The organism is Paenimyroides baculatum (assembly GCF_008629655.1).
Lineage (GTDB): Bacteria > Bacteroidota > Bacteroidia > Flavobacteriales > Flavobacteriaceae > Flavobacterium > Flavobacterium baculatum.
Genome location: NZ_VWSG01000003.1, coordinates 230,458 through 254,611, shown reverse-complemented (window position 1 = coordinate 254,611; position 24,154 = coordinate 230,458). Strand labels below are relative to the sequence as shown.

At 34.2% G+C, this 24,154-nt stretch carries 24 protein-coding genes; 8 read left to right on the top strand and 16 right to left on the bottom strand.

Annotation, left to right across the window (positions count from 1 at the left end):
* Position 1: 1 nt before the first annotated feature.
* Genes F0460_RS05735 through recF form a run of 3 tightly spaced genes read right to left on the bottom strand, consistent with a single transcriptional unit; the run spans position 2 to position 3,292 of the window.
* Positions 2–1,096, bottom strand: a complete 1,095-nt coding sequence (locus tag F0460_RS05735; RefSeq protein ID WP_150011165.1) for a glycosyltransferase — start codon at positions 1,094–1,096, stop codon at positions 2–4.
* 59 nt (positions 1,097–1,155) lie between these two features.
* The gene (gene murB, locus F0460_RS05730; protein ID WP_150011163.1) at positions 1,156–2,166 is read right to left on the bottom strand and encodes a UDP-N-acetylmuramate dehydrogenase; all 1,011 of its coding nucleotides are present in this window, start codon (positions 2,164–2,166) and stop codon (positions 1,156–1,158) included.
* Positions 2,167–2,206: 40 nt separating this feature from the next.
* Positions 2,207–3,292: a DNA replication/repair protein RecF gene (gene recF, locus F0460_RS05725; RefSeq protein ID WP_150011161.1), complete on the bottom strand. Its 1,086-nt coding sequence runs from the start codon at positions 3,290–3,292 to the stop codon at positions 2,207–2,209.
* A gap of 116 nt (positions 3,293–3,408) precedes the next feature.
* Here recF and F0460_RS05720 point away from each other — a divergent pair, with 116 nt between their 5' ends.
* The 6 genes from F0460_RS05720 (at position 3,409) to F0460_RS05695 (ending at position 9,327) form a co-directional block, all read left to right on the top strand.
* Positions 3,409–4,182: a tetratricopeptide repeat protein gene (locus F0460_RS05720; protein ID WP_150011159.1), complete on the top strand. Its 774-nt coding sequence runs from the start codon at positions 3,409–3,411 to the stop codon at positions 4,180–4,182.
* 2 nt (positions 4,183–4,184) lie between these two features.
* Positions 4,185–4,667 carry a 6,7-dimethyl-8-ribityllumazine synthase gene (gene ribH / locus F0460_RS05715; protein WP_150011157.1) on the top strand — a complete coding sequence of 161 codons (483 nt, stop codon included), beginning with the start codon at positions 4,185–4,187 and terminating at the stop codon, positions 4,665–4,667.
* A gap of 121 nt (positions 4,668–4,788) precedes the next feature.
* Positions 4,789–6,720, top strand: a complete 1,932-nt coding sequence (gene mutL, locus F0460_RS05710; RefSeq protein WP_150011155.1) for a DNA mismatch repair endonuclease MutL — start codon at positions 4,789–4,791, stop codon at positions 6,718–6,720.
* On the top strand, positions 6,720–7,475 hold the full coding sequence (locus tag F0460_RS05705) for a rhomboid family intramembrane serine protease (protein WP_150011153.1): 756 nt from the start codon (positions 6,720–6,722) through the stop codon (positions 7,473–7,475). The genes mutL and F0460_RS05705 overlap by 1 nt, the downstream gene beginning before the upstream one ends.
* Before the next feature lie 6 nt (positions 7,476–7,481).
* Entirely contained in the window at positions 7,482–8,276 is a 795-nt protein-coding gene (locus F0460_RS05700; protein ID WP_150011151.1) for a rhomboid family protein, read from the top strand.
* A 7-nt stretch (positions 8,277–8,283) separates the two neighbouring features.
* Positions 8,284–9,327 carry an endonuclease/exonuclease/phosphatase family protein gene (locus tag F0460_RS05695; RefSeq protein WP_150011424.1) on the top strand — a complete coding sequence of 348 codons (1,044 nt, stop codon included), beginning with the start codon at positions 8,284–8,286 and terminating at the stop codon, positions 9,325–9,327.
* Positions 9,328–9,353: 26 nt separating this feature from the next.
* On the opposite strand, the gene F0460_RS05690 is transcribed toward F0460_RS05695, so the two are convergent.
* From F0460_RS05690 to F0460_RS05645, 10 genes are all read right to left on the bottom strand, one after another.
* Complete coding sequence (locus tag F0460_RS05690) at positions 9,354–9,812, bottom strand: lipocalin family protein (RefSeq protein ID WP_150011149.1); 459 nt, start codon at positions 9,810–9,812, stop codon at positions 9,354–9,356.
* Between the two features lie 72 nt (positions 9,813–9,884).
* A complete protein-coding gene (locus F0460_RS05685; protein ID WP_150011147.1) occupies positions 9,885–10,745 on the bottom strand; it encodes a tetratricopeptide repeat protein in 861 nt (286 codons plus the stop codon).
* Positions 10,736–11,260 (bottom strand): hypothetical protein, encoded by a 525-nt coding sequence (locus F0460_RS05680; RefSeq protein ID WP_150011145.1) that lies wholly within the window; start codon positions 11,258–11,260, stop codon positions 10,736–10,738. Before F0460_RS05680 ends, F0460_RS05685 begins: the two co-directional genes overlap by 10 nt.
* The gene (locus F0460_RS05675) at positions 11,250–11,813 is read right to left on the bottom strand and encodes a hypothetical protein (RefSeq protein WP_150011143.1); all 564 of its coding nucleotides are present in this window, start codon (positions 11,811–11,813) and stop codon (positions 11,250–11,252) included. The genes F0460_RS05680 and F0460_RS05675 overlap by 11 nt, the downstream gene beginning before the upstream one ends.
* 123 nt (positions 11,814–11,936) lie before the next feature.
* The gene (locus F0460_RS05670) at positions 11,937–12,551 is read right to left on the bottom strand and encodes a WbqC family protein (protein WP_150011141.1); all 615 of its coding nucleotides are present in this window, start codon (positions 12,549–12,551) and stop codon (positions 11,937–11,939) included.
* Positions 12,551–14,128, bottom strand: coding sequence for a signal peptidase I (lepB, locus tag F0460_RS05665; RefSeq protein WP_150011139.1), 1,578 nt, complete (start codon positions 14,126–14,128; stop codon positions 12,551–12,553). Before lepB ends, F0460_RS05670 begins: the two co-directional genes overlap by 1 nt.
* A 40-nt stretch (positions 14,129–14,168) precedes the next feature.
* On the bottom strand, positions 14,169–14,870 hold the full coding sequence (gene dapB, locus F0460_RS05660) for a 4-hydroxy-tetrahydrodipicolinate reductase (protein WP_150011137.1): 702 nt from the start codon (positions 14,868–14,870) through the stop codon (positions 14,169–14,171).
* Positions 14,871–14,872: 2 nt separating this feature from the next.
* Entirely contained in the window at positions 14,873–15,439 is a 567-nt protein-coding gene (locus tag F0460_RS05655) for a DUF5683 domain-containing protein (protein WP_150011135.1), read from the bottom strand.
* The gene (locus F0460_RS05650) at positions 15,439–16,341 is read right to left on the bottom strand and encodes a ParB/RepB/Spo0J family partition protein (protein WP_150011133.1); all 903 of its coding nucleotides are present in this window, start codon (positions 16,339–16,341) and stop codon (positions 15,439–15,441) included. Before F0460_RS05650 ends, F0460_RS05655 begins: the two co-directional genes overlap by 1 nt.
* On the bottom strand, positions 16,341–17,111 hold the full coding sequence (locus F0460_RS05645) for a ParA family protein (protein ID WP_150011131.1): 771 nt from the start codon (positions 17,109–17,111) through the stop codon (positions 16,341–16,343). The genes F0460_RS05650 and F0460_RS05645 overlap by 1 nt, the downstream gene beginning before the upstream one ends.
* 240 nt (positions 17,112–17,351) lie before the next feature.
* Here F0460_RS05645 and F0460_RS05640 point away from each other — a divergent pair, with 240 nt between their 5' ends.
* Positions 17,352–18,266 carry a phosphatase PAP2 family protein gene (locus tag F0460_RS05640; protein ID WP_150011129.1) on the top strand — a complete coding sequence of 305 codons (915 nt, stop codon included), beginning with the start codon at positions 17,352–17,354 and terminating at the stop codon, positions 18,264–18,266.
* Positions 18,267–18,322: 56 nt separating this feature from the next.
* On the opposite strand, the gene F0460_RS05635 is transcribed toward F0460_RS05640, so the two are convergent.
* From F0460_RS05635 to bshC, 3 genes are all read right to left on the bottom strand, one after another.
* On the bottom strand, positions 18,323–19,030 hold the full coding sequence (locus tag F0460_RS05635) for a hypothetical protein (RefSeq protein ID WP_150011127.1): 708 nt from the start codon (positions 19,028–19,030) through the stop codon (positions 18,323–18,325).
* A 40-nt stretch (positions 19,031–19,070) separates the two neighbouring features.
* Positions 19,071–19,952: an SDR family oxidoreductase gene (locus F0460_RS05630; RefSeq protein WP_190304102.1), complete on the bottom strand. Its 882-nt coding sequence runs from the start codon at positions 19,950–19,952 to the stop codon at positions 19,071–19,073.
* 249 nt (positions 19,953–20,201) lie between these two features.
* Entirely contained in the window at positions 20,202–21,785 is a 1,584-nt protein-coding gene (gene bshC, locus F0460_RS05625; protein ID WP_150011125.1) for a bacillithiol biosynthesis cysteine-adding enzyme BshC, read from the bottom strand.
* A 149-nt stretch (positions 21,786–21,934) separates the two neighbouring features.
* On the opposite strand from bshC, the gene F0460_RS05620 reads away from it, so the two are divergent.
* Complete coding sequence (locus tag F0460_RS05620; RefSeq protein ID WP_150011123.1) at positions 21,935–24,133, top strand: radical SAM protein; 2,199 nt, start codon at positions 21,935–21,937, stop codon at positions 24,131–24,133.
* The last annotated feature ends 21 nt before the right edge of the window (positions 24,134–24,154 follow it).

The following is a 24,154-nucleotide window of genomic DNA, read 5'->3' as shown; positions in this document are numbered from 1 at the left end:
GCTACGTTGTTGATTTTTTGAAAAGATTTCCTAAAAATAGTTGAATCTGCATAAAGATATAAAACAAATCGAATAAAGGAAAGTAAAAAGCAAGATCGTTGTAACGGAATTTTTTGGCTGCTTTTGCAAACAATATCCAGATAATCAGGTAGCGTAAAAGCACAATTGCAAGCGTTACGTACCAATATTCAAGGGTTATGAACGATGCAATTGCAATAACAAAAAACAAAAATTGAAACAAATTAAAAAGTTTGATTTTAAATGCTGCTGATCCTTTAAAGTTTGATAATAGTTTGATTTGCTGATTTTTAAAGATTTTGAAATCGGCACGATTTAGCGATTCGGTTTCAATCATGGCATCGGGATGTTCGCAAATCGTGGTGTTTTTTGATGTTGACGCATCGTTCACCAGATATTCGTCCATAAAGAAAGGTTTCTGCATGTGGCTGATAAACCCGTTTACGTTGTAAAAATCTTCTTTTTTAAAGGCGATTTGCTGCAAATTTAAACTGTAAGGCTGACTTATTTTTGTCCAAGCAACCGACTGAATTTGCTGCATGGTATGAAAAAACCGCAAGTATTTGTTGAAGAATCCTTTTTGTTTTCTGTAAAAAAACGATCCTAAAATAATGGTTTTGTTTAATGTGAAATGCGATGTTAACTGAACCAGCCAGTTGTTAGAATGTATTTTTTTATCGGCATCAATGCAAACCAAATATTCGTATTTGCTGGCTTTAATTGCCAAAGTAATAGCATATTTTTTATTTCCCCAAAAAGTTTCGTTGTTCACCACATCAACAATTCTAATGTTCGGGTACATTAACGCATATTCTTTAATTAAATGTAACGTATCATCGGTAGAAGCGTTGTTTACCAAAACCAGTTCAAACTGATGGTAATTCTGATTGAGTAAAACAGGCAGTAAATTAAGCAGTTCGGCACTGTTGTTTTTAGCATATACAATTACCGAAACCGGTATGCGTTTGGCGTTGGTTTCGTGCGGTTTGCTGAATATAGATCCTGCGAAAATGCCTAAATAATATACCAGTAAAACAATAAATAAACCTGCTAAAATATAAAGTAGTGTTAATGCCATAGGGTGTTTTAAATAGCTGCAAAAATACTTTAAATGTTAACGAACTACAAGTTTAAAAATTAAATAATATTCACTTCGGGGTTAATTTCAATACCGAATTTCTGCAAAACAGTTGCTTGCACGTATTTAGCCAGATTAATTAGTTCTTCGCCGGTTGCGTTGCCATAATTAACCAACACCAAAGCCTGTTTTGTATGTACGCCGGCATCGCCTTTGCGGTAGCCTTTTAAACCAGCTTGTTCAATTAACCAGCCCGCAGGAACTTTAACTTGAGTATCATTTACAGGATAATGTGGAATATCCGGATTTTTTTCTAATAATGATTGATAAAAGCTTTTATCGATCACAGGATTTTTAAAGAAACTTCCGCTGTTTCCAATTTCTTTTGGATCTGGTAATTTCGACTGACGGATTACGATTACCGCATTGCTTACATCTTTAATCGTTGGGTTCGAAATATTTTGCGTATCCAATTCTTGTTGAATGGCTCCGTATGATGTATGCAGAATATGTGTTGCTTTTTTTAGTTTAAAAGTAACCGATGTAATAATGTATTTATCTTTCAGCTTGTTTTTGAAAACACTTTCGCGATACCCGAATTCACAATCGGTATTTGAAAAAATTTCAATTTGCAAAGTTTCCAGATTCAAGGCAGTTAAGTTGTGAAAAGTATCTTTAATTTCCACGCCATACGCACCAATGTTCTGAATAGGAGAGGATCCAACTTTACCGGGAATCAGCGATAAATTTTCCAATCCACCTAAATTTCTGTTAACCGTGTTCAAAACAAAGTCGTGCCAAATTTCGCCTGCTTGTGCTTGTATCCAAACAAAATCATGGTCTTCGTTCACAACTTCAATTCCTTTGGTGTTTAAATGTAAAACAAGCGCATCAACATCCTTTGTAAGCAGCATATTGCTTCCGCCGCTTAAAATAAATAGAGGCAGTTTATTGCTATTTTGCTGAATGACCTGTTTTAACTGATCTACCGAAGTAATATCAACAAAAGCGGCTGCATTTACACTGATCCCAAACGTATTGTAATTTTTTAAAGACTGATTGAACTGCATAGTTGAAAATTTGTACAAATAAACGAAAAACCCTTTTTGTTTAGTTAGATATTTTAAAAATTTCGTAATCTAAATTGGTCGATTTTACAATAAGTTCCGTTCGATCTTCATGTGTATCGGTAATAAAAAGCTGACCAAAAGTAGCATTATTTACCATTTCAATAATCTGTTGCACTCTATCGGCATCCAACTTATCAAAAATATCATCGAACAATAAAATGGGCAGTACGCCGCTTTGTTTCTTTATAAAATCGAACTGTGCCAGTTTTAAAGCGATCAATAAGGATTTTTGCTGACCTTGCGATCCGTATTTTTTAATAGAATGTCCGTTGATTTCAAACAATAAATCGTCTTTATGAATTCCTACCGATGTATATTGCAGCACACGGTCTTTCTGTAAAAAATCATTAAAAAGATCAATTAAAGGTTTTTCATGTAGCTGACTTTCGTACTTAATTTCTACCGATTCGCTATTGCCGGTAATCTGTTGGTGGTATTTTTGAAAGATCGGATTAAACTCTTCAATAAATTCGCTTCGTTTCTTATGAATTTCCGTTCCTAAATGATGCAGTTGTTCGTTGTAAATAGTTAAGGTATCAGTTTCGAAAACTCGGTTTAAAGCAAAATATTTCAATAAAGCGTTACGTTGCATCAGCACTTTCTGATATTGGATCAACTGCTGCAAATACTGACTGTTTTGCTGTGAAATTACCAAATCGATAAACTTTCTGCGGGTTTCACTTCCTTCCGAAATCAAATCCTGATCGCTCGGCGAAATCATAACTAACGGAATCAAACCCACATGATCGGCAAACTTATCGTAAATTTTTCCGTTACGTTTTAAAACCTTTTTTTGTCCTTTTTTTAAACTGCACACAATTTGTTCGCGCTTGTCGGTTTTGTTAAAAGTACCTTCAACCACAAAAAAATCTTCGTTATGCTTAATATTCTGCAAAGCCACCGGGTTAAAATAACTTTTGCCAAATGCCAAATAATAAATAGCATCGAGCAGGTTGGTTTTTCCCTGACCGTTTTTTCCTACAAAACAGTTGATTTTTTTAGTAAAATGAAGTGTTTTTTCGGGAATATTTTTAAAATTAAGGATATGTATTTGCTCTAAATTCACAAAAGCAGTTTTATTAATTGAATTAAAAAGCAAATTTCTGAAAAATATCTAACAAATAGACTTTTAAATTTAGATAAAAATCCTATTTTTGCGCAGATTAAAATTCTTACATCGTTATGGCAACATATAATAAAAGAGGTTATAAACCAGAAAAACCAGAGGTAGAAAAAGAAGAAAATGCGCACCAAGCGGTGTTAAACGATCATAGTGAAACCAAAGAAGTTTTTAGTTCTTTAGATTCATCGGCAAATAAAATAGGAAATTGGTTTACATTAAACCAGTCAAAAGTATTTTATGCAATTGGCGCATTGGCTGTTGTAGCAGTTGGTTATTTGGGTTATACTAACTTTATTTTGGAACCAAAAGAAGACGAAGCTGCAAACGAAATGTTTCAGGCACAGCAATATTACGATCAAGCTATTAACGGACAAGCAGCAGATTCTTTATACAATTTGGCTTTAAATGGTGGTGAAGGTAAAATGGGCTTTTTAGGAATTGCCGATACTTACAGCGGAACAAATGCAGCTAATTTGGCGCATTATTATGCAGGAACATCGTACCTTAATATGGGTAAATTTAAAGAAGCAATTCAGCATTTAGAGCAGTTTAACTCTAAAGATTTGTTCTTAAAAGCAATGTCGTTAGGTGCAATTGGTGATGCATTTGCAGAATTAAACCAACAACAAGAAGCTTTTGAATTTTACAAAAAAGCATCAGAACATACTCCAAACGATTTTTCTACGCCACGTTATGCTTATAAAGCAGGCTTAATGGCTATTGAATTGGGTAAGAAAGACGAAGCGTTGAAATTGTTTACCAATATTAAAGACAATTACAAAAGTTCGGTAGAAGCTGCAAATATTGATGTTTATTTAGGAATGGCTCAATAATTATGGCTACAGCTAATAAAAATTTATCAGAATACAACAAAGCCGATTTAATTGATGCAAAAGATTTAAAGATTGGTTTAGTTGTTTCGGAATGGAACGATAAAGTTACCAACGGTTTGTTTCAAGGTGCTTACGATGTATTGATTGATTGTGGGGCGAAGCCTGAAAATATTGTACGTTGGAATGTTCCAGGAAGTTTTGAATTGATTTTTGGAAGCAAAAAAATGCACCAGTTAGAACAGTTTGATGCTGTTATTGCAATAGGTTGTGTAATTCAAGGCGAAACAAAACACTTTGATTTTGTTTGCGAAGGCGTAACACAAGGCATTAAAGATTTAAACTTAATCTACGATGTACCTACCATTTTCTGTGTGCTGACAGATAATAACGAACAACAGTCGATCGACAGAAGTGGAGGTATCCACGGAAACAAAGGAACCGAAGCTGCGGTTGCCGCTTTAAAAATGATCGCATTAAATAAATAACAAAAAAGCTCTGAAATTTCAGGGCTTTTTTGTTTTCTTTAACTTTATGCAAAGGGCATCGGTAATCATAATCCCACATAAAATTGTATTTTTGTAAATCATTAAAAAAGTACAACAATACATGTCAAGCGTTATACGTTTATTGCCCGATCACGTAGCCAACCAGATTGCCGCTGGCGAAGTGGTGCAAAGACCAGCATCGGTAGTTAAAGAATTACTCGAAAATGCTGTAGATGCAGGAGCAACAGCCATTAAACTGGTAATTAAAGATGCAGGTAAAACGCTGATCCAGGTAATTGACGACGGTAAGGGAATGAACGAAATTGATGCGCGTATGTGTTTTGAACGTCACGCAACATCTAAAATTTCCATAGCCGAAGATTTATTCCAATTGCAGACAAAAGGTTTTCGTGGCGAAGCATTGGCATCTATTGCTGCAATTGCACACGTAGAATTAAAATCTAAAGAACATATTGCCGAATTAGGAACGCATGTAATTATTGAAGGAAGTAAAATTACATCACAAGAAATTGTTGTGGCTCCAAGCGGAACATCGTTTTCGGTTAAAAACCTGTTTTTTAATATTCCGGCACGACGAAATTTCTTGAAGTCAGATCAGGTAGAATTACGCCATGTAATTGATGAATTTGAACGTGTGGCATTGGCGCATAACGATATTCAGTTTACGTTTATAAACAACGGCAGTGAAATGTTTAATTTGCCGGCATCTAATTTTCGTCAGCGAATCGTAAATGTTTTCGGCGGAAAAACCAATGAAAAGTTGGTTCCTGTTCAGGAAACAACCGAGATTGTTGAGGTTCATGGTTTTGTTGCAAAGCCCGAGTTTGCTAAAAAGAGCAGGGGAGAACAGTTCTTTTTTGTGAATGATCGATTTATAAAAAGTGGCTATCTGCATCACGCAGTTACGGCTGCTTTTGAAGGTTTGTTGAAAGACGGTACACATCCGAGTTACTTTCTGTATTTAACGTTACCGCCAAACAGTATCGATATAAATATCCACCCGACAAAAACCGAAATTAAGTTTGACGATGAACAGGCTTTGTATGCTATTTTAAGGGCTACAATTAAACATAGTTTGGGTCAGTTTAATGTTTCGCCGGTGTTGGATTTTCAGAAAGATGGAGATTTAGAAGTTCCTTACAGTTATGAAGGAACAAAATCTAACGAACCAACGGTTGCCATTGACACGTTTTTCAATCCGTTTGAAAGTATGAAATCGGGGAGTAATCTGGCAGGACAAATGGGTTCTGGTTTTAATCCGTTCGAAAGTGTCAAACCAAAAAACTCGGGAAGTTCCTTTCAAAGCAATGCATCGTTTCAAGATCGTAAACACAAATCGGGCGGTTGGGAAACTTTGTACGAAGGTATTTCAGATGCAAAAGAAATCATTCTAACATCAGCAAATCATCAGTTTGATGAAGAAGTAATCACCGGATCTTTGTTCGATGACGATGCTTCGCAACCCACAAATCATCAGCAATCGTATCAGTTTCAAAAAAAATACATCATCAGTCCCATAAAATCGGGCATGATTATCATAGATCAGCGCAGGGCACATCAGCGAATTTTGTACGAACATTACATGCGTTCGTTCACGGTAAAGCAGAACGCAAGTCAGCAGTTACTGTTTCCTTTGTCTTTGTACTATGGTGTTTACGAAATGGAATTGCTTAAAAATCTGCAGAATGAATTGGTGCAAATGGGATTTTTATTCGATGAAATTTCTAACGAAAAAATTGTAATTTTAGGTATTCCGGTATCGATTACAGAAAGCGAGGTTTCTATTGTTTTAGAAGATCTTTTAAACGATATGCAAGACGATGCTCCTACAGATGTTGATGTTTTGCACGACCGAATTGCAAAATCGCTGGCACAGAGTTTGGCGGTAAAAACCGGCACGTATTTAAGCGATAAAGAACAGGAAAATATTGTAAACAGTTTGTTTGGATGCGAAGATCCGCAAACATCGCCCTTTGGCAAAACTACTTTTATTACCATGAAGGTAGAAGATATTGATAAAAAATTTATGTAATGAATCAGATTACTCCAGTAGTAAAACAATTGTTAATTGTAAACGTTATAATATTTTTAGCGGCGAATTTTTTTATGCCGATATTAAAAGATTATTTGCCATTATATTATTTCGAAAATCCTGCGTTTCAATTTTGGCAGCCAATAACGCACATGTTTATGCATGGAAGTATCCCTCATATATTATTTAATATGTTTGCGTTGTATTCATTCGGATCTGTGTTGGAACAAATATGGGGAGGCAAAAAGTTTGTACTTTTCTATATTTTGTGTGGATTAGGTGCTGCAATTCTACACACTGCAGTTAATTATTGGCAATTTCATGATGGTTTAAATACTTTACTTTTAAACGGAATTAAAGAGAATGAAGTTATACAGACACTTAACCAAAGTATGATTAATAACGGTTGGCAACAATTTCTGTCTCCTTCAAAATTAGATAGTTTTGCTTCATCATATTTATCGGTAGCTGTTGGTGCTTCTGGAGCCATTTACGGTTTATTGGTTGCATTTGCTTTTATGTTTCCAAATGCTGGTTTGGCTTTACTTTTTATACCTGTACCAATTAAAGCAAAATATTTTGTACCAGGAGTTTTGGTTTTAGATTTAGTTTTAGGATTTAATGGTGCTGCCATTTTTGGATCAGGCGGAACAGGAATTGCTCATTTTGCACATATTGGCGGAGCTCTTGTTGGTTTCTTGTTAATGTGGTTTTGGAAGAAAAAACAGTTCGATCAATTCCGTTGGGATAAATAACAAATTATGCAAAAATTCGATATTAAAAATATTGCAGTCGAAATTAAACTTCTTATTGTTGTAAGTTTAATAAGTGTTCTTGTTATGCTTATAAAGTTTGCCGATGCAGGTTTTTATAAGACGATTATCGAGCAATTCGCATTGTTTAGCGATTTTAAAATATTTAATTATCGAATTTGGCAATTTGTAACTTACAGTTTTCTGCATAGCGATATTATGCATTTGTTGTTTAATATGCTAATGCTGTATTTTTTTAGTCAGCTATTTTTTACATTTTTTAATTCAAAGCAATTTTTAAAAGCCTATTTTTTAGGGGGCATTGCTGCTGGAATTTTTTACTTTTTAGTAGCCAATATTTTTGGCTTGCAAAGTTATGTTGTAGGAGCATCGGGAGCTGTAATGGCGGTATTTTTTACGGTTGTAGGATATAATCCAAAAATGCGTGTACAGCTGATAATTTTTGGAAACGTAGCAATATATTATATCGCGATAGCGTTTTTAGGTTTTGATTTGTTGCAGTTATTTTTTGATAATGCTGGCGGACATCTGGCTCATTTAGGCGGAAGTATATTTGGTTTCTGTTACGGCAAATGGTTGGGAGGATTTTCTTTAAGCAATCTTAAAAAATCAAAAGTTAAAACCAATTTGCGAACGGTTCACAATAAAATAAATCAAACAAAAAATAATTCGACAGATAATAGCGTTCAAAAACAAATAGATATTATCTTAGACAAAATTAGCAAATCGGGATACGACAGCCTTACCAAGGAAGAGAAAGAGTTTTTGTTTAAGCAGAAATAAACTTATGATGAAACAGTTAAAATGGTTTAATAAAATAGCCTATATTTTAAACATAATGTTGGTTGTGCTAACATTGTTGGGCTATTTATTGCCGTCTATGGCGCCTAAACTGTTTCCGTTTTTGTCGGTTCTTACTCTAATTTTGCCCACACTTTTAATGCTAAACCTCGTATTTGTGGTTTATTGGGCAATTCAACTAAAAAGACAGGTATTTTTATCGATTATTGTTTTTTTGATCGGATACACGTTTTTTACTAAATTTTATAAGTTCACATCTACAAACGAAGAACTAGTAGAATCAGACTTTACCGTTTTAAGTTATAATGTTCGATTGTTTAATCTTTTTAATTGGATGCCGAACGAAAATGTTGCCGAAAACATCAAGCGTTTTATTGAAGAACAAAATCCGGATATCATTTGTTTTCAGGAATATTCCAAATCGGCAGATTATGAGTTAGACGATTATAAGTTCCGACATATTATTATGCACGGTAAAAATATTAAAACCGGTCAGGCTATTTTTTCTAAATTCCGAATTATTGATGAAGGTGAAATCGCTTTGCCAAATTCTGATAACAACGTGGTTTATGCCGATATCGTAAAAAATAAGGATACCATTCGCGTTTACAGTATTCATTTGCAGTCGGTAAATATCAGTCCGGATATTAATGAGATCGATGAAAGTAAATCAAAACGAATTTTTAATCGATTAAGCGAGGCGTTTAAAGTTCAGCAGTTGCAGTCGGAGTTGATTCAGGCGCACATGGAAGATTTTAAAGGACATAAAATTATCTGTGGCGATATGAACAACACGGCGTTTTCATACGTTTATAAAAACATTATTGGCGATATGAATGATGCGTTTGTTGAAGCCGGCAAAGGTTTCGGAAAAACCTATAACTACAAATATTATCCTGCCCGTATTGATTATATTTTGGTTGATGAGGTGTTTGAAGTGAAAGAATTTAAAACTTATAAAGATTTTAAAAATTCGGATCATTTCCCAATAATGGCACGATTGAATATGAAAGATAAAAAAAAGGATAACTAATTTAGTTATCCTTTTTTTTCTTAGAATTATCTCTTCAAATATAAGTAAACTTCTGTACCAGTAGGAGCTGGCTCACCATCTGCAGAAATTAATTTAATTTTTAAATCAGTAGCATTTATTGAAATTACTTCTGTAACTAATGTGTAATTATCATCACTGTCAACTAATGTAACTTGTTTTTTTGCTGCATTGTACGCCCAAGTTCCAGGCCAGTTGCTTGTAGAGCAATTATCACTTTCATCATGTGAGATTTCATCTTTTAATCCACCAGATTTTAAATCGTAATAATCATAATCACAATCACCCGGTTTTAAATCTTCTGTTTCTGTTACTCCGTTTATAATGTATTCAGATTTAACCAAATTCCACTTAGCAGTTAAAAGTGTTTGCGTGTCTTTTTGTTGTTCTGGTTGTGGTTTATCATCATCACCACAACTAACTAAAGATAAAGACAATAATGCTGAGAAAAATACTAATTTTTTCATAAGTAAATATTATTAAATTTCCAGCAAAGATAGTTTTATAAATGAATAAAAAAAATATTTCGTATTTTATAACTATAATTTGCTGATTTCTAAATTAATATCATTCATGAAAATTTCATCAAAACGTTCAATATAAGGCTCATTCATTTTATCGTTTTGCAGATATAATTCTTTAGCTTTTAAAAAATGTTGTTTAGCTTTTTCGGTATTATTTTTTAAAACATAAATCTGTCCGGCATAAAAGTTCAATTCTGCTTTTACACTATAGGGCATACTCAATTGTTCTTCTAAATAAAAAAGCGATTTGTCTAAATCATTCAATTTAAAATAACTCCGCGCCAGATAGAAATTAGCTAGAAAGTCATCTTTTGGATTTACACTTTGTTCTTTAAGAAGGGTAAATAAGGAATCAAACGTTTCAATTGCTTTTTTATATTCACCTAATTGATAGTATGCTTGAGCTTTTAATAGTAAACACGATTCACCATGACACGCTTTGTGAGGAATTTTACTTATTTCTATAACTTTATCAACATCTTTAATGGTGCTTTCGTAATCGCGGTAAAAATACAGCATGCTCCACGCTTTATATTCTAAGGCAGTTGTTTTTCCGTTTGTAGTATCTATCGCTACAGCTTTGTTAAGCATTTCCATAGCCTTTATGTGCTCGCCCGCTTTTTTGTACGAATACGATGCTCGTTGCATATATTCCACATGATCTGGAACCGCCAGTAAAGCACTGTCTTTATAGATTCGATGTAATTTTCCTGTTTGAAACCATGGATTAAACTTCATAGACTCTTCATGATAATAATCTGCCAATTTTGAACGTTCTTCGGATGAAAGATGTGCAAACGGATTTTCGCTTTTGTTTGATTTACAAGAAATAAAAACAATCGCGAAAAATATGAGTGATAGGTTTTTTATGGACATAAATCTACAATTTTACCATTTTTAATTTTAAACATTAAAAACGCGTGAATATCATGGTGGTAAGAATCCTTTACAAAATCGGGCCAATCTTTTAAAAGAGCTATTTCGTTTATTAAATGTTTTATAAGATCAGGGTTGTAAGTTGCAGGTTTATACAATCTATCCATTTGTTCAACACCAAACCTACCAATTTCTTTAGCACAATTAATAGTAAAATGTATGGTTATGTATCCGTTACCTTTAGTTAAGGGTGCGCTTTTACCTATCTTTGATAAAATGTAATTATTTCCTTTAGTGTATTTATAATCAGGATCAGTTGCATAATATTCTTTAGGATGACTATCTAAACAAATACTAAATTCTTTTTTGGGAATATCTTTTAGGGTTGATTTTTTAAATGTTTCGGTAATTTTCTCTCTTTGGTCGTAATAAACTAAAGAAAGAGTGTTTTTGTTTAATTTGATAATTTGATACAGTCTTTTGGTATCGTTTTCTTTTGATAGTTTAATTTCCAAAAACAGTGAATTTTTTTTTTTGAAATAATTCATAAGGAACCAATTCTTTCTCGGCATACATTAGTTTATTTTCTAAAAAATAATTATGTACTATTAAAAGCGAATCTTTTGAGAAGGTATATGATTTTTTTATTTGCAGGTCGCTGTTTGGGCTGCTGAATGTTTTGTCTATTTGTGTTTCAAAAGTCTTGTTTAATAATACTTCTGAAGCATTTTTAGAAATAGAAACGTCTTTTATTACTTTAAAAAAGGTATATTCTATTATAGAGCCAGCTTCATCCTTATTCTCAAGAACAAATGACTGTTTATTTTTTTTTGCAATTCCGTTTGCTATTGAATCTCTTGTAGCTTTATTAGCTAAAACACTTAATAACTCATTTTTTGAATTGATAAGTTTAACAGAATCAGTTTTAAATTCAATAAACCAACTTATTGGATAATTAATATTTTCATTAATATACCCCGCAACATACAAATCATTTTCGGTTTTGGTTTGTGCCCAGCAAAAAGTAGCTAAAAATAGAGAAAGAAATAGTATTAGTGTTTTTATCATTTTAATCAAATAAGTGTTTTAACGAAAATAGGAAGTAAAATTTTATTAAAACTCTTTTTTAACAAATATATAAGTCTTTTGTATATAAGCAACAAGGAGATTTCAAATCGAAATCTCCTTGTTTTATTTTATCAAAGTTTGTTTTTTCAAGTAATCAACTGCGTGTCTTCCTTCGTTGAAAAGCAAATCTAAAATACTTAAATTGTTTAAAAAAACGTGTTTGTCGTTAAAAACCTGAATGTACGAATCAAAAACGTTTTCGTCTTTTTTGCCGTTTGCAAGGTATCTGAAATCGGTTTGAGAAGGTTCTTTAAAATATTCTTCGGTTTTTGTGTACGGAATTTTAATACCTAAGCAATCGGTTACAATTTCATGGATTTCCAGATTCAGATCCATTAAAAAAGAATGTTTCTTTTCAAAAATCGGACGAATATCATCTTCAAAAAACTCAAAATAAGGTGATGTTCTGTAACCGGCTTCTAACGATTTAAAGTGTTGCTTCTGCCAGTTAAAATCGTTCTCTATTTTAACGTCGCGGTATTTTTGATTCGGTTCTGCACTGTGTTTAACAGGTATGTTTAACAACTGCAAACCGTTTGCACTGTAAATGTACATACGGTTGCGGTTCGTTTGTTTCTGGAAATTATCATCTGCCTCGAATACCACAGCATGAGCTTGAAGCATTGCCACAAAATGACTGACCGATGGAAAATAGGTGGGATGTATTAAAATACTCATTAATATTTATACTTTTTTGCCTTGCGTTTTTTAACGAAGCTGTAACCTGTCCAGCCCACTAAAATAATTACGAAATAAATAAAGAAAGAATGTGGTTTGCCTGTGCCGTGAACGGTTGTAAACAAACGATCCCAACGAATTTTATCGAACAATTTACTCATTGGCACATTAGGATCCATACTCATCCAGATGAAAACAGGTTTTCCTACAATATGATCTGCAGGAACAAAGCCCCAATAACGGCTGTCTTCTGAATTATGACGGTTGTCTCCCATCATATAGTAATAATCTTGCTGAATAGTATATGTTGTTGCAGGTTGGTCGTTAATAAAGATCGATCCGTTTTTAACTTCTAACTTGTTGTGTTCGTAATCTGTAATAATTCCTTTATATAAAGGTAATGTTTCGGTTGTTAATTGAACAACTTCTCCTTTTGCAGGAATATGTATCGGACCTAAATTGTCACGATTCCAGGCTTTGTTGTGAGGGAAAATAGCCAACATATTTGTTTTGAAAGGATGAGGTTCAGGTTGTGTCTCTACATTTCTTTTTACTTCGGTTATCGATGAAAGCTGTTTTAAACGTTCAGCTCCTTCTTCAGTTAAAGCAAAAATTCTATAAGTATTTGTTGACATCTGCATTGCACCATCGGTAACACCTAAATCCTTAACTAGGAAATTAACATCTAATGGTGAACCATTTGTTGTTACATCGTATGAATACTGAATTTTAGCACGATCGCCTAATTCCAATACTTTATTGTTTATGTATAAAACACCGTCTTTAATCTCTAAATTATCACCCGGTAAACCAACGGTTCTTTTAACGTAGTTTGATTTTTTATCCATCGGTTTGTCAAAACGTTCCGATCCTCTGTAACCAAAATACGAAATGGTATCAACAGGCCAGTTAAAAACCATAATGTCGTTGTGTTCCGGCTTCTCAAAACCAGGAAAACGCATTTCAGGTATTTGTGGAAATTTACTGTACGATTTTACTTTTGCCAACGGAATAGTATCATGTACCATTGGGAAAGCAATTGCAGTTTGTGGAACGCGCGCACCATAGTTTACTTTACTTACAAATAGGAAATCGCCTACCAATAAGGTTTTTTCTAACGATGAAGTTGGTATGGTAAACGGCTGTATAAAGAACGTATGTATAATGGTTGCAACCACAACGGCGAACAATATAGAACTTACGGTTTCGCCAGCTTCGGTTTTGGGTTTTATGCTTCGGTTTTGTATGTAGGTAACGTTTTCAAAATAATTTACGTAATACACGTAAAAGCCTAAAGTTACTACACCTAAAATGGTGTCTACAGTTGAGTTTTTTCCGAAACTGCGTAAGGTTTCAACCCAAACAACCGGAAACATGATTAAGTTTACAATAGGAATAAACAATAGAATAACCCACCATTTTGGTCGGTTAATAATTTGCATTAAAACAATTGCGTTATAAACAGGTACTGCTGCTTCCCACGCTTTTCTGCCTGCTTTTACGTATAATTTCCATGTGCCCAGAAAATGTATTACCTGAACTGCAAGGAAAAATAAAAACCATTGTGTAAATGTCATAACCTAAATATTTTTAACGAAAGTAATTTTTTTTGACTAATTAACCTAAATTCAAAACATCTTTCATAGTAAAGATGCCTTTTTTGCCTAAAATCCATTCGGCTGCAATCACAGCGCCCAGAGCAAAGCCCTGACGTGAAAATGCGGTATGTTTTATTTCGATTTCATCAACGGCTGATTTATAAAAAACACTGTGTGTTCCCGGAACATCTTCAATACGTTTTGCATCGATATAAATTTCGTTATCATTTGCATTGTCCATTGTCCACTGCTTGTAATCTGTTTCTGCAATGATTCCTTGTGCCAGTGAAATAGCTGTTCCGCTTGGCGCATCTAATTTTTGTGTATGATGAATTTCTTCCATCGATACATTATACTCTTTAATGTTTGCCATTAATTTTGCCAGATACGAATTCAGTTCAAAAAATAAATTGACACCTACGCTAAAGTTAGATCCATATAAAAAAGCTCCGTTCTTTTCCTGGCATAAAGCCGTCATATCGTTGTAATGTTCCAACCAACCAGTTGTACCAGAAACTACCGGAATGTTATGATTAAAACACGTACTTATATTTTCTGTTGCAGCTGTAGGGATACTGAAATCAATTGCCACATCGGCATGTTCCAATCCGCTGTAATCGTTTTCTTCTGTTTTTCTTAAAACTATTTCGTGACCACGTTGCAAGGCAATTTTTTCAATTTCTTTACCCATTTTTCCGTAGCCTAATAATGCTATTTTCATAATTAAAATCTGTAACTTACGTTAACGTTAAAGTGGTGTTGGTTTATTAACGGATTGTATTCTAAATTTGGCTTAAACGATAAATCTTCATCTACATTAAACTGTTGTAAATGCGCATCTACATTGGCATCAACAATATTTAAAATATAAATTCCTATAGTAATAAATAACGATAAATCGCGGTTTCGCTGTGCATTTCGCTGTACGGTAACCAGCTGATCCTGTGTGTATGAGCCTACTTTTGGATTGTCTGTACGCTCAATACCACGCAAGCGTAATTTATATTCGTCACGGGCAGCGGTGTAAGCTCTTTGATTGTCAATATAAAAGTACAGACTGGTTCCCATTCCGCCATAAACCAATGGAATTTTCCAGTAACTTTTGTTGTAATACTGACCCAGACCCGGTACAATTGCCGAATAAAAAGCCGCTTTAGCCGGAGCCAAAGGATTTAATGCCTGTGCGGTTAATTTGGGCATTTCGGGCTGAACCATTTTTAAGGTATCGTTTTGTGCCCAAACAGTTCCAAAAAACAGACAAAAAACAATAATGTATAATTTAGAAAACACTATTTGTTTAAAAGTTTAATGATACGTTCTAAATCTTCTGCCGAATGAAAAGGTACATTGATGGCACCTTTACCGTTTGCTGCAATTTTTACATCGACTTTAGCGCCGAAAAACTCTGTAAATATTTTTCGTTGTGAATCGGAAATCGTGTACGTGATTTTTTTCTTTACAGGAACACTTCCAGTATTCAACAAACCTTCCTGATATGCTTTTACCAAAGCTTCGGTTTCGCGAACAGATAAATTTTCTTTGATGATTTTGTGGTAGATATCCGTTTGTACTTCGTGATCTTCAATATTAATGATTGCACGACCGTGACCCATAGAAATAAATCCGTCGCGGATACCGCTTTGAATAATAGGATCTAAACGCAACAAACGCAAATAATTGGTAATGGTCGATCTTTTTTTACCAACACGGTCGCTCATTTGTTCCTGCGTTAGCTGAATTTCGTCAATCAATCGTTGGTACGACATCGCAATTTCAATAGGATCTAAATCATGGCGCTGAATGTTTTCAACCAATGCCATAACAAGCGATTCGTTATCGTTTGCAATACGGATATACGCCGGAATTGTCTGTAGACCTGCCAATTTTGAAGCACGTAAACGACGCTCACCCGAAATTAATTCGTATTTGTTAAAATCGATCTTACGAACTGTAATAGGCTGTATAACACCCAATTCTTTAATAGATGTTGCAAGTTCTTTTAAGGTTTCTTCGTTAAAATTTGTTCTTGGCTGAAAAGGGTTTACCTTGATAAAATCCAGTTCCAGTTCAATGATATTTCCAACAACTTTATCGGCGTTTGTATCTTCTATTGATTTAATATCGTTAGCAGGATCTTTTAAAAGTGCCGATAAACCGCGACCTAACGCTTGTTTTTTAACTGCTTTTGCCATTAGTTGTTAGGGTTTTTCTTAATAATTTCCTGTGCCAAACTCAAATAGTTGCTTGCACCTTTACTTGCTGCATCGTAATTAATGATGCTTTCGCCAAACGACGGAGCCTCGCTTAATTTTACGTTACGCTGAATAACGGTTTCAAAAACCATGTCGTTAAAATGCTTCTGAACTTCGTCAACAACCTGGTTCGATAAACGCAAACGAGAATCGTACATGGTTAAAAGCAATCCTTCGATATCTAAATTCGGGTTGTGAATTTTTTGAACACTTTTAATGGTATTCAATAGCTTGCCCAAACCTTCCAAAGCAAAATATTCGCATTGAATTGGAATCACAACAGAATCTGCAGCCGTTAAAGCATTCAATGTTAGCAAACCTAACGACGGTGCACAGTCAATAATAATATAATCGTATTCTTCTTTAATCGAAGCCAATGCCTGTTTCAGCATGTACTCGCGATTTTCTTTATCTACTAATTCAATTTCTATAGCAACCAAATCGATATGCGCCGGAATTAAATCAACATTCGGAGCCGAACATTCCAAAGCAGCATCCTGCGGTAATACCGTATGCTCTAATATCTGATAAGTTCCTGCTTCAACCGATTCAACATCAATACCTAAACCAGAAGTAGCATTTGCTTGCGGATCGGCATCAATCAATAATACTTTCTTTTCTAAAGCACCCAAAGATGCGGCTAAATTAACAGAAGTGGTGGTTTTTCCCACACCACCTTTTTGATTCGCTATAGCAATGATTTTACCCATTTTTTCTTTACAAAAATTTGAAGTGTAAAAATACAATTAATTATCTTAACTAAAAATGCTAAATATATTTTATGGTGTCTTTTTAAGACGATTTTGGCTAATAACCGTGTATTACGTTTAAATTCAATTTATAATAACATACTAAACATTTAGCGTTCACGTTAAATTAACATTAATACGTTACCGCTGACCCTTTAGCAACGGTTTCAATTTATATATTTGCACCTTTAAAAAATAAAAATGTATTTTAAAAGATTGATTTTTATTGTGTTATTTGTTTGTGGAATAGGCTGTTATTCACAAACAGATTCATTGACTTTTGAACGAAATTCTTTTGAAATTGATAATCTACCGAAAGATAGTTTAACGGAAACTGAAGTTTTTGCCGATTCGCTATATACAATGCTCAAGAAAACACCGGATATTATTCGAATTACCGATGCTTTTTTATACACGCTTTCATCGCCTGTTCGCTGGCAGAAAGATGATCTGTTAACTTTTGGAGCAACTTTGGGCGGAACGGCATTATTGTCGCTTGCAGATAAACCTGTGAACGAATTTATGAACAGAGATCAGGGAAAATTTGTCAATAAATTAGGCGATTTCGGATACCGAAACGGAAAACCCTACGCGGCAGTTATTGTTGCAGGCGGATTTTATGCAACCGGTTGGATTATTAATGATGAATGGACAAAAGAAACGGCAGCGATACTAACATCGGCTTACGCAACATCGGGTGTTTTGCAAACTGCCATGAAAAAAATTGTAGGTAGATCCCGACCAACCGAAGGTTTTGGAAATCACGAATTTAGACCTTTTATAAACGATCCGGGATTTAGTTCTTTTCCATCAGGACATTCACAAATTGCTTTTGTAACGGCATTTGTTTTAGCAGAAAGGGTAGAACAAACTTGGTTAAAGGGACTTTTTTATACAGGTGCTGCGGTAACTATGGCTAGCCGAATGTACGCCAACGCTCATTGGGTAAGCGATGTAGCTTTTGGTGGAATTCTGGCTTATTTTTGTACTAAAACGGTTATAAAACGTTTTGAACAAACGAAATACGAAAATCCTTGGGAGAAATACCAAAAGAAACACATTACGTGGAATTTTTCTGTTACAGGTAACGGAGTTGGTTTAATTGGAACTTTTTAGGATAACGTTTTATTTTTACCGTCTTGTTTGTCATTCCGAAGGAATCTTTAATGTCTTTATTTATAATAGTAATACCAATTGCTTTGATAATTCTTGTCAAAATTCTCCTTACTGTCTAAATCAATTAGAATTTCTTCTCTTTTAAAATAGTCGAAATCATCAAATGGTTTAATAAATTCAAAATATTTGTCAGCCCAAATTTTTCTAAATTCAAGGTTATCATATTCTTTCACTTTTTCATCCGTAAACATAAAGAATGTTGGAACTGTAAAAAACCATGAAATAGTCCAAATATCTTTGTTGTTAAATGAATTTATAAAGTTTTCTTTCTGTTCTTTACTTATTTTGGAAATCACTTCTTGTTTGGCAACAGGTGCAAATGCAGAATAAGTAACAAAAATATCTTCTGTCTGGAAAGTTTTATTTTGTTTGAATTTGAATAAGTTGAATATTGAATTTTTAGGTTTACTTAAATCTTGAAGCTCAATTGTCTCTTTAAATTTATCAGCAATTAATTTTTGTTTTTTTTTGTCAAAATTAGAAATACCTCTAGCAAAAAAAATATTTTTTTCTTGTTCAAATTCAAAACAAACCCGCAAACGTGGATTTCCGTCATAAAGTGTGTCGTAAATAATATTAATTGTCTTCACATCAAAAGTTTTGTCAATCCATTTTGCCAGAGCAATAAACCCGGGTTTCATTTTATCAGTTCCAAGGATTATTTTTTTTGTTTCTATATATTCCTTATCAGAAGGTATCATCATGTTTGTTAAATTTTGTTCATTATTGAAAAACAAACAGTTTTTATTTATTCCCTTTAGCTTTTATCATTTGTTCCAGCATATCCCATAATTCTTTCGGGATATTTTCCAACATATTAAATTCGCCGGCACCTTGCAGCCATTCACCTCCATCAATCGTAACAACTTCGCCGTTGATGTATTGCGAAAAATCTGAAACCAGATAAGCCGCTAAATTCGCTAATTCCTGATGATCGCCTACACGTCGTAACGGAACTTGTTTGGTAATATCAAACTGATCTTTTAATTCACCCGGCAATAATCTGTCCCAAGCACCTTTAGTAGGAAAAGGCCCCGGAGCAATGGCATTCATGCGTATTCCGTATTTTGCCCATTCAACCGCCAAACTGCGCGTCATTGCCAGCACACCGGCTTTTGCTGTTGCACTTGGCACCACATAACCCGAACCTGTCCAAGCATACGTGGTAACAATATTTAAAACGGTTTTGTTTTTTTCGCCTTTGTCAATCCAATGTTTACCTAAAGCAAGTGTACAGTTTTTGCTGCCTTTTAAAACAATATCAATAATGGTATCAAACGCATTTGCAGATAAACGTTCGGTAGGCGAGATAAAGTTACCCGCCGCATTGTTCAGTAAAACATCAACTTTACCAAACGCCGATAAAACTTGTTGCAGCATATTTTCTACCTGATCGTAATGACGGACATCACAAGCAATTGGTAAACATGTTCCGCCGGTTTGTTGTTCCAGTTCGGTTGCTGTATTTTGTAGTTTTTCAATATCGCGTGAAGTGATTGCAACTTTTGCACCCAACTCTAAAAAATAGGTGGTCATGGCTTTACCTAAACCACTGCCACCGCCTGTTACAATAATAACTTTATCATTTAACGCATTGTCGCGTAACATTTTTTGAGAAAAATCCATACTTTACTATTTGGTTGATAGGTAAATATACAAAAAAGTATGCGTGCATATATTTTTTTTGCTACAGATTTATTTTTTTACCACAGATGCACGGATAATTATTTAAAACCTTGTGTTAAACAGAAAATACAAGATCTTCGTCAGTTCAAACCTGTTGAGAACTCACAATTATTAAAAACTTCTCAATACGCTTCACTGTGTGCGCTACTCGAAGTGACGCTTATCTAAATACAATAAATCTGTGTAAACTTATAAAGTTATTATCGCATAATTCTGATCCAACGGATTTAGCTTTTCTAACAAAGTATCAATCATTTCTTTACCATAATCAACATATAAAGTTGAAAAATTATCAACACGTTCCTGCAGACTGTTGTTGGGAAACAATGCGATTTTCAAATCAAGCATTCTATCCAATTGATCTTGATTTTTTAAGCGTTCGGCTTTAAAATAACGCTTTTCTAAATTCTCTAAACCTTTAATCTGTTTGGCTTCTTGTGCATTTATCGCGCCAATAAACGATTTGTCGGTTTGCAGTGTAACTTCTTTTAAAGCTGTAAACTGTTGTTGTAAAAACTGTTTTTGTTGTTCAAAATCGAAAACATGTTGAGCAAAATCTTTTGTTTTCTTCTGTAGGAAATCATCAGTTTTTAAAAATAATTCTTCCCAAGAAAGATTTAATTTCTCCCGTTTTTGATTTTGTTTTTTGGTTGCCAATAAAACAGAATTCCTCAACAAAAGCATTGGGAACGTTATGTTATGCAACGTAAAAACATCTTTCAGTTCTAGCCAGTAAGCCAGTTCACCGCCACCTCCAATGTAGCATAAATTTGGTAAAATAACTTCTTGATACACCGGACGCAAAATAACATTCGGACTAAATTTTTCCGGATTGCTATCAACCAAATGCACCAATTCATCTTTTGTAAACTGTATTTCGGTATTTAAAACTTTATATAAATCATCTTCAAAAACAATACGTTCACGCAAACCGTCTTCAATAAAAAACAAATTAATTTCGCGCGGATTTACCTGAATAATGTAATCCTTTAAAATATCAAAACTTTTCTCGACTTCCTTAAAAGACGACTGGTTGTTCAATTCTTCCTTAATATGCGGAATAAAAAGTTGTTTTAAAGCTACATCATCGCCATCAACAATAACCAAACCTTCGTTGCCAAACAATTCATTAGCTAAAAATCGGGTAGCATCGGCTAAATTGTTGTGTTTTAAATAAGCATTTTCAAACAAAAGGGTAAGTTCGTCGGCATTGTTTCCTAAAGGTAAATGCTTTTTAAATTGATCAAAAACTGCCTGTAATCCATCGGTATTCAATCTGCCAACCGGACCTGAAACCTCTTTATTCCATTGAAATTTCTTTCGGTTGAAATTAAAATAATTAATCTCATCAAAATCATGATCTTCCGTAGCCATCCAATAAATCGGTACAAAATCGTATTCCGGATGCATCTTTTTCAATTCTTTACACAAATTAATCGTAGAAACAATTTTGTACAAAAAATAAAGTGGTCCCGTAAACAAATTCAGCTGATGCCCCGTTACAACAGTAAATGTATTGTTGTTTTTAAGGTTGTTGATGTTGGTTTGAGTGACAACTGATACTGAAAAGTTTTTATATTGATTTTGCAGGCTGTTTGCAAGTATTTGTCTGTTTGCTGAAGGAAAGTTCGCCTGTTTTTCTGAAATCTGGTCTTTAAAATTTTCTATGGAAGGAAAACGGTTGTATAAAGTGCTTAACTGATTGCTTTTACAAAGATAATCAATCATTAATTTAGAGAAATAGCCGGTTTGTTCGTATGGAATTTGGAACATTTATCTGATTTTTTTCAAATTTAGTAAAATACTAAAACCGTTGCACCATATAAACTATAAATTATTGGTAAAATTAGTGTGCTACATTAAACGAAAATCTTATCGTAAAACCGACAACTAAATTGTATTTTTGCCTAAATTTTCATTGTTTGGAAACACAGATTTTATTAGTTACACCGCCTTTTACGCAGCTGAACACGCCTTATCCGGGCACGGTTTACCTAAAGGGATTTTTAAATACAAAGAACATTTCTTCCTATCAGTCCGATTTGGGAATAGAGGTTATTTTGAAGTTGTTTTCCAAACAGGGATTAATTGATTTGTTTGATTTTATAGATCGATCTAATCCGGTTTTAGGTGAAAATTCCCAACGTATTTTTGCTTTAAAAGATGATTATATTCATACGGTAGATTCGGTAATTTCGTTTCTTCAAGGAAAAAATCCAACATTGGCAAACGCCATTGTTCAAGACGATTTTTTACCGCAGGCAAGCCGTTTTTCGCAGTTAGATGAATTAGATTGGGCGTTTGGATCCATGGGGTTTCAAGACAAAGCCAAGCATTTTGCAACGTTGTATTTAGAAGATTTATCGGATTTTATCATTGAAACAACCGATGAAAATTTTGGTTTCAGTCGTTATGCCGAACGTTTGGGAAGATCTGCCAATTCGTTTGATGAATTATACGAAAAGTTACACAGCGAACCGACTTATATCGATCAAATTACCCTTAAAAGTCTACATAATTTAATAGAAAAAACAAATCCTAAAATCGTAGGTTTTTCGGTTCCTTTTCCGGGGAATTTGTACAGTGCGTTTCGTTGTACGCAGTTTATCAAACAAAATTATCCGCAGATAAAAATTGTGATGGGCGGCGGTTTTCCAAATACTGAATTGCGTTCAGTGTCTGATGTTCGCGTGTTTCAGTTCTTCGATTTTATTAATTTAGACGATGGTGAAGCTCCAACCGAACAGCTGATTCGTTTTGTAAACGGAGAAATTTCTGCAAACGAATTAAAGCGTACTTTTTTGTTGCAAAACGGCGAAGTGACGTATATGAACAATCCGATCATTCACGATTACAAACAAAGTCAGGTTGGTTGTCCCGATTATACCGATATCGATTTATCTCAATATATTTCGGTGATCGAAGTGGTAAACCCAATGCATCGTTTATGGAGCGATGGTCGTTGGAACAAACTGACGATGGCGCACGGTTGTTATTGGGGAAAATGTACGTTTTGCGATATTTCGTTAGATTATATAAAGATTTACGAACCCATTGCTGCCAAGGAAATTGTTGACCGAATGGAGCAATTAATTACCACAACGGGCAACAGCGGTTTTCATTTTGTAGATGAAGCAGCGCCACCGGCTTTGATGCGCGAAGTAGCGTTGGAAATTATAAAACGCAAACTTTCGGTTTCTTGGTGGACAAATATTCGTTTCGAAAAAAGTTTTACGTTAGATTTATGTCGATTATTAAAAGCATCGGGCTGTATTGCGGTTTCGGGCGGATTGGAAGTTGCATCAGATAGATTGTTACAATTGATTGATAAAGGTGTTACAGTTGAACAAGTGGCTCGAGTGAATAGAAACTTTACCGAAGCAGGAATCATGGTTCATGCTTATTTAATGTATGGTTTCCCAACACAAACAGCACAAGAAACAATTGATTCGCTGGAAATGGTTCGACAAATGTTCGAGGTTGGAATCATGCAATCGGGCTTTTGGCATCAGTTTGCAATGACGGCTCATAGTCCGGTTGGTTTAGAACCTGAAGCGTTTGATGTGATCAATCTATCAAAAGAAATTGGAACGTTTGCCAACAACGATTTGGTTCATAAAGAAAAATCGGGTGCGGTGCATGATAAATTTTCGTTCGGATTAAAAAAATCACTCTTTAATTATATGCACGGTTTGTGTTTTGATTTTGAACTGCAAGAATGGTTCGATTTTAAAATTCCACGTACCAAAATTCCACACGATTATATTGTATCGGTTTTAGAAAATGAAGCTTTCCCTACATTTAAATCAAACCAAAAAGTAGTTTGGTTGGGAACAAAACCTGTGTTGGAACATTTTACCAAATCTAAAAAAGGCAGAACGTTTGAAAAAGCTCGTATCAGCGTTCATTCTAAAAACGATTTGTTGCAGGTTGAGGTTGATAAAGAAGCAGGCGAGTGGTTTGTACAGTTTTATAATGATTTAAAGATCAGTCCAAAAGGAACATTGTCTTTTCAACAGATGAAAACAAGTTTTGAAGCACAAACCAACGAAGATTTTGAGCCTTTTATTTTCTCTAAACAAGGCGAACAATTGCGCGATTTTGGTTTGTTGATTGTTTAATTAAAAACGAGAAGCTTCTCG

Bases quoted from the DNA above. Each gene is read 5' to 3' on its own strand.
- F0460_RS05670 (WP_150011141.1), bottom strand. From the start codon at position 12,551: ATGAGTATTTTAATACATCCCACCTATTTTCCATCGGTCAGTCATTTT.
- dapB (WP_150011137.1), bottom strand. From the start codon at position 14,870: ATGAAAATAGCATTATTAGGCTACGGAAAAATGGGTAAAGAAATTGAA.
- F0460_RS05635 (WP_150011127.1), bottom strand. From the start codon at position 19,030: ATGATGATACCTTCTGATAAGGAATATATAGAAACAAAAAAAATAATC.
- F0460_RS05630 (WP_190304102.1), bottom strand. From the start codon at position 19,952: ATGGATTTTTCTCAAAAAATGTTACGCGACAATGCGTTAAATGATAAA.
- F0460_RS05640 (WP_150011129.1), top strand. From the start codon at position 17,352: ATGTATTTTAAAAGATTGATTTTTATTGTGTTATTTGTTTGTGGAATA.
- F0460_RS05690 (WP_150011149.1), bottom strand. From the start codon at position 9,812: ATGAAAAAATTAGTATTTTTCTCAGCATTATTGTCTTTATCTTTAGTT.
- F0460_RS05735 (WP_150011165.1), bottom strand. From the start codon at position 1,096: ATGGCATTAACACTACTTTATATTTTAGCAGGTTTATTTATTGTTTTA.
- F0460_RS05650 (WP_150011133.1), bottom strand. From the start codon at position 16,341: ATGGCAAAAGCAGTTAAAAAACAAGCGTTAGGTCGCGGTTTATCGGCA.
- F0460_RS05685 (WP_150011147.1), bottom strand. From the start codon at position 10,745: ATGTCCATAAAAAACCTATCACTCATATTTTTCGCGATTGTTTTTATT.
- mutL (WP_150011155.1), top strand. From the start codon at position 4,789: ATGTCAAGCGTTATACGTTTATTGCCCGATCACGTAGCCAACCAGATT.
- ribH (WP_150011157.1), top strand. From the start codon at position 4,185: ATGGCTACAGCTAATAAAAATTTATCAGAATACAACAAAGCCGATTTA.
- F0460_RS05675 (WP_150011143.1), bottom strand. From the start codon at position 11,813: ATGATAAAAACACTAATACTATTTCTTTCTCTATTTTTAGCTACTTTT.
- F0460_RS05700 (WP_150011151.1), top strand. From the start codon at position 7,482: ATGCAAAAATTCGATATTAAAAATATTGCAGTCGAAATTAAACTTCTT.
- F0460_RS05705 (WP_150011153.1), top strand. From the start codon at position 6,720: ATGAATCAGATTACTCCAGTAGTAAAACAATTGTTAATTGTAAACGTT.
- lepB (WP_150011139.1), bottom strand. From the start codon at position 14,128: ATGACATTTACACAATGGTTTTTATTTTTCCTTGCAGTTCAGGTAATA.
- F0460_RS05645 (WP_150011131.1), bottom strand. From the start codon at position 17,111: ATGGGTAAAATCATTGCTATAGCGAATCAAAAAGGTGGTGTGGGAAAA.
- F0460_RS05720 (WP_150011159.1), top strand. From the start codon at position 3,409: ATGGCAACATATAATAAAAGAGGTTATAAACCAGAAAAACCAGAGGTA.
- murB (WP_150011163.1), bottom strand. From the start codon at position 2,166: ATGCAGTTCAATCAGTCTTTAAAAAATTACAATACGTTTGGGATCAGT.
- bshC (WP_150011125.1), bottom strand. From the start codon at position 21,785: ATGTTCCAAATTCCATACGAACAAACCGGCTATTTCTCTAAATTAATG.
- F0460_RS05695 (WP_150011424.1), top strand. From the start codon at position 8,284: ATGAAACAGTTAAAATGGTTTAATAAAATAGCCTATATTTTAAACATA.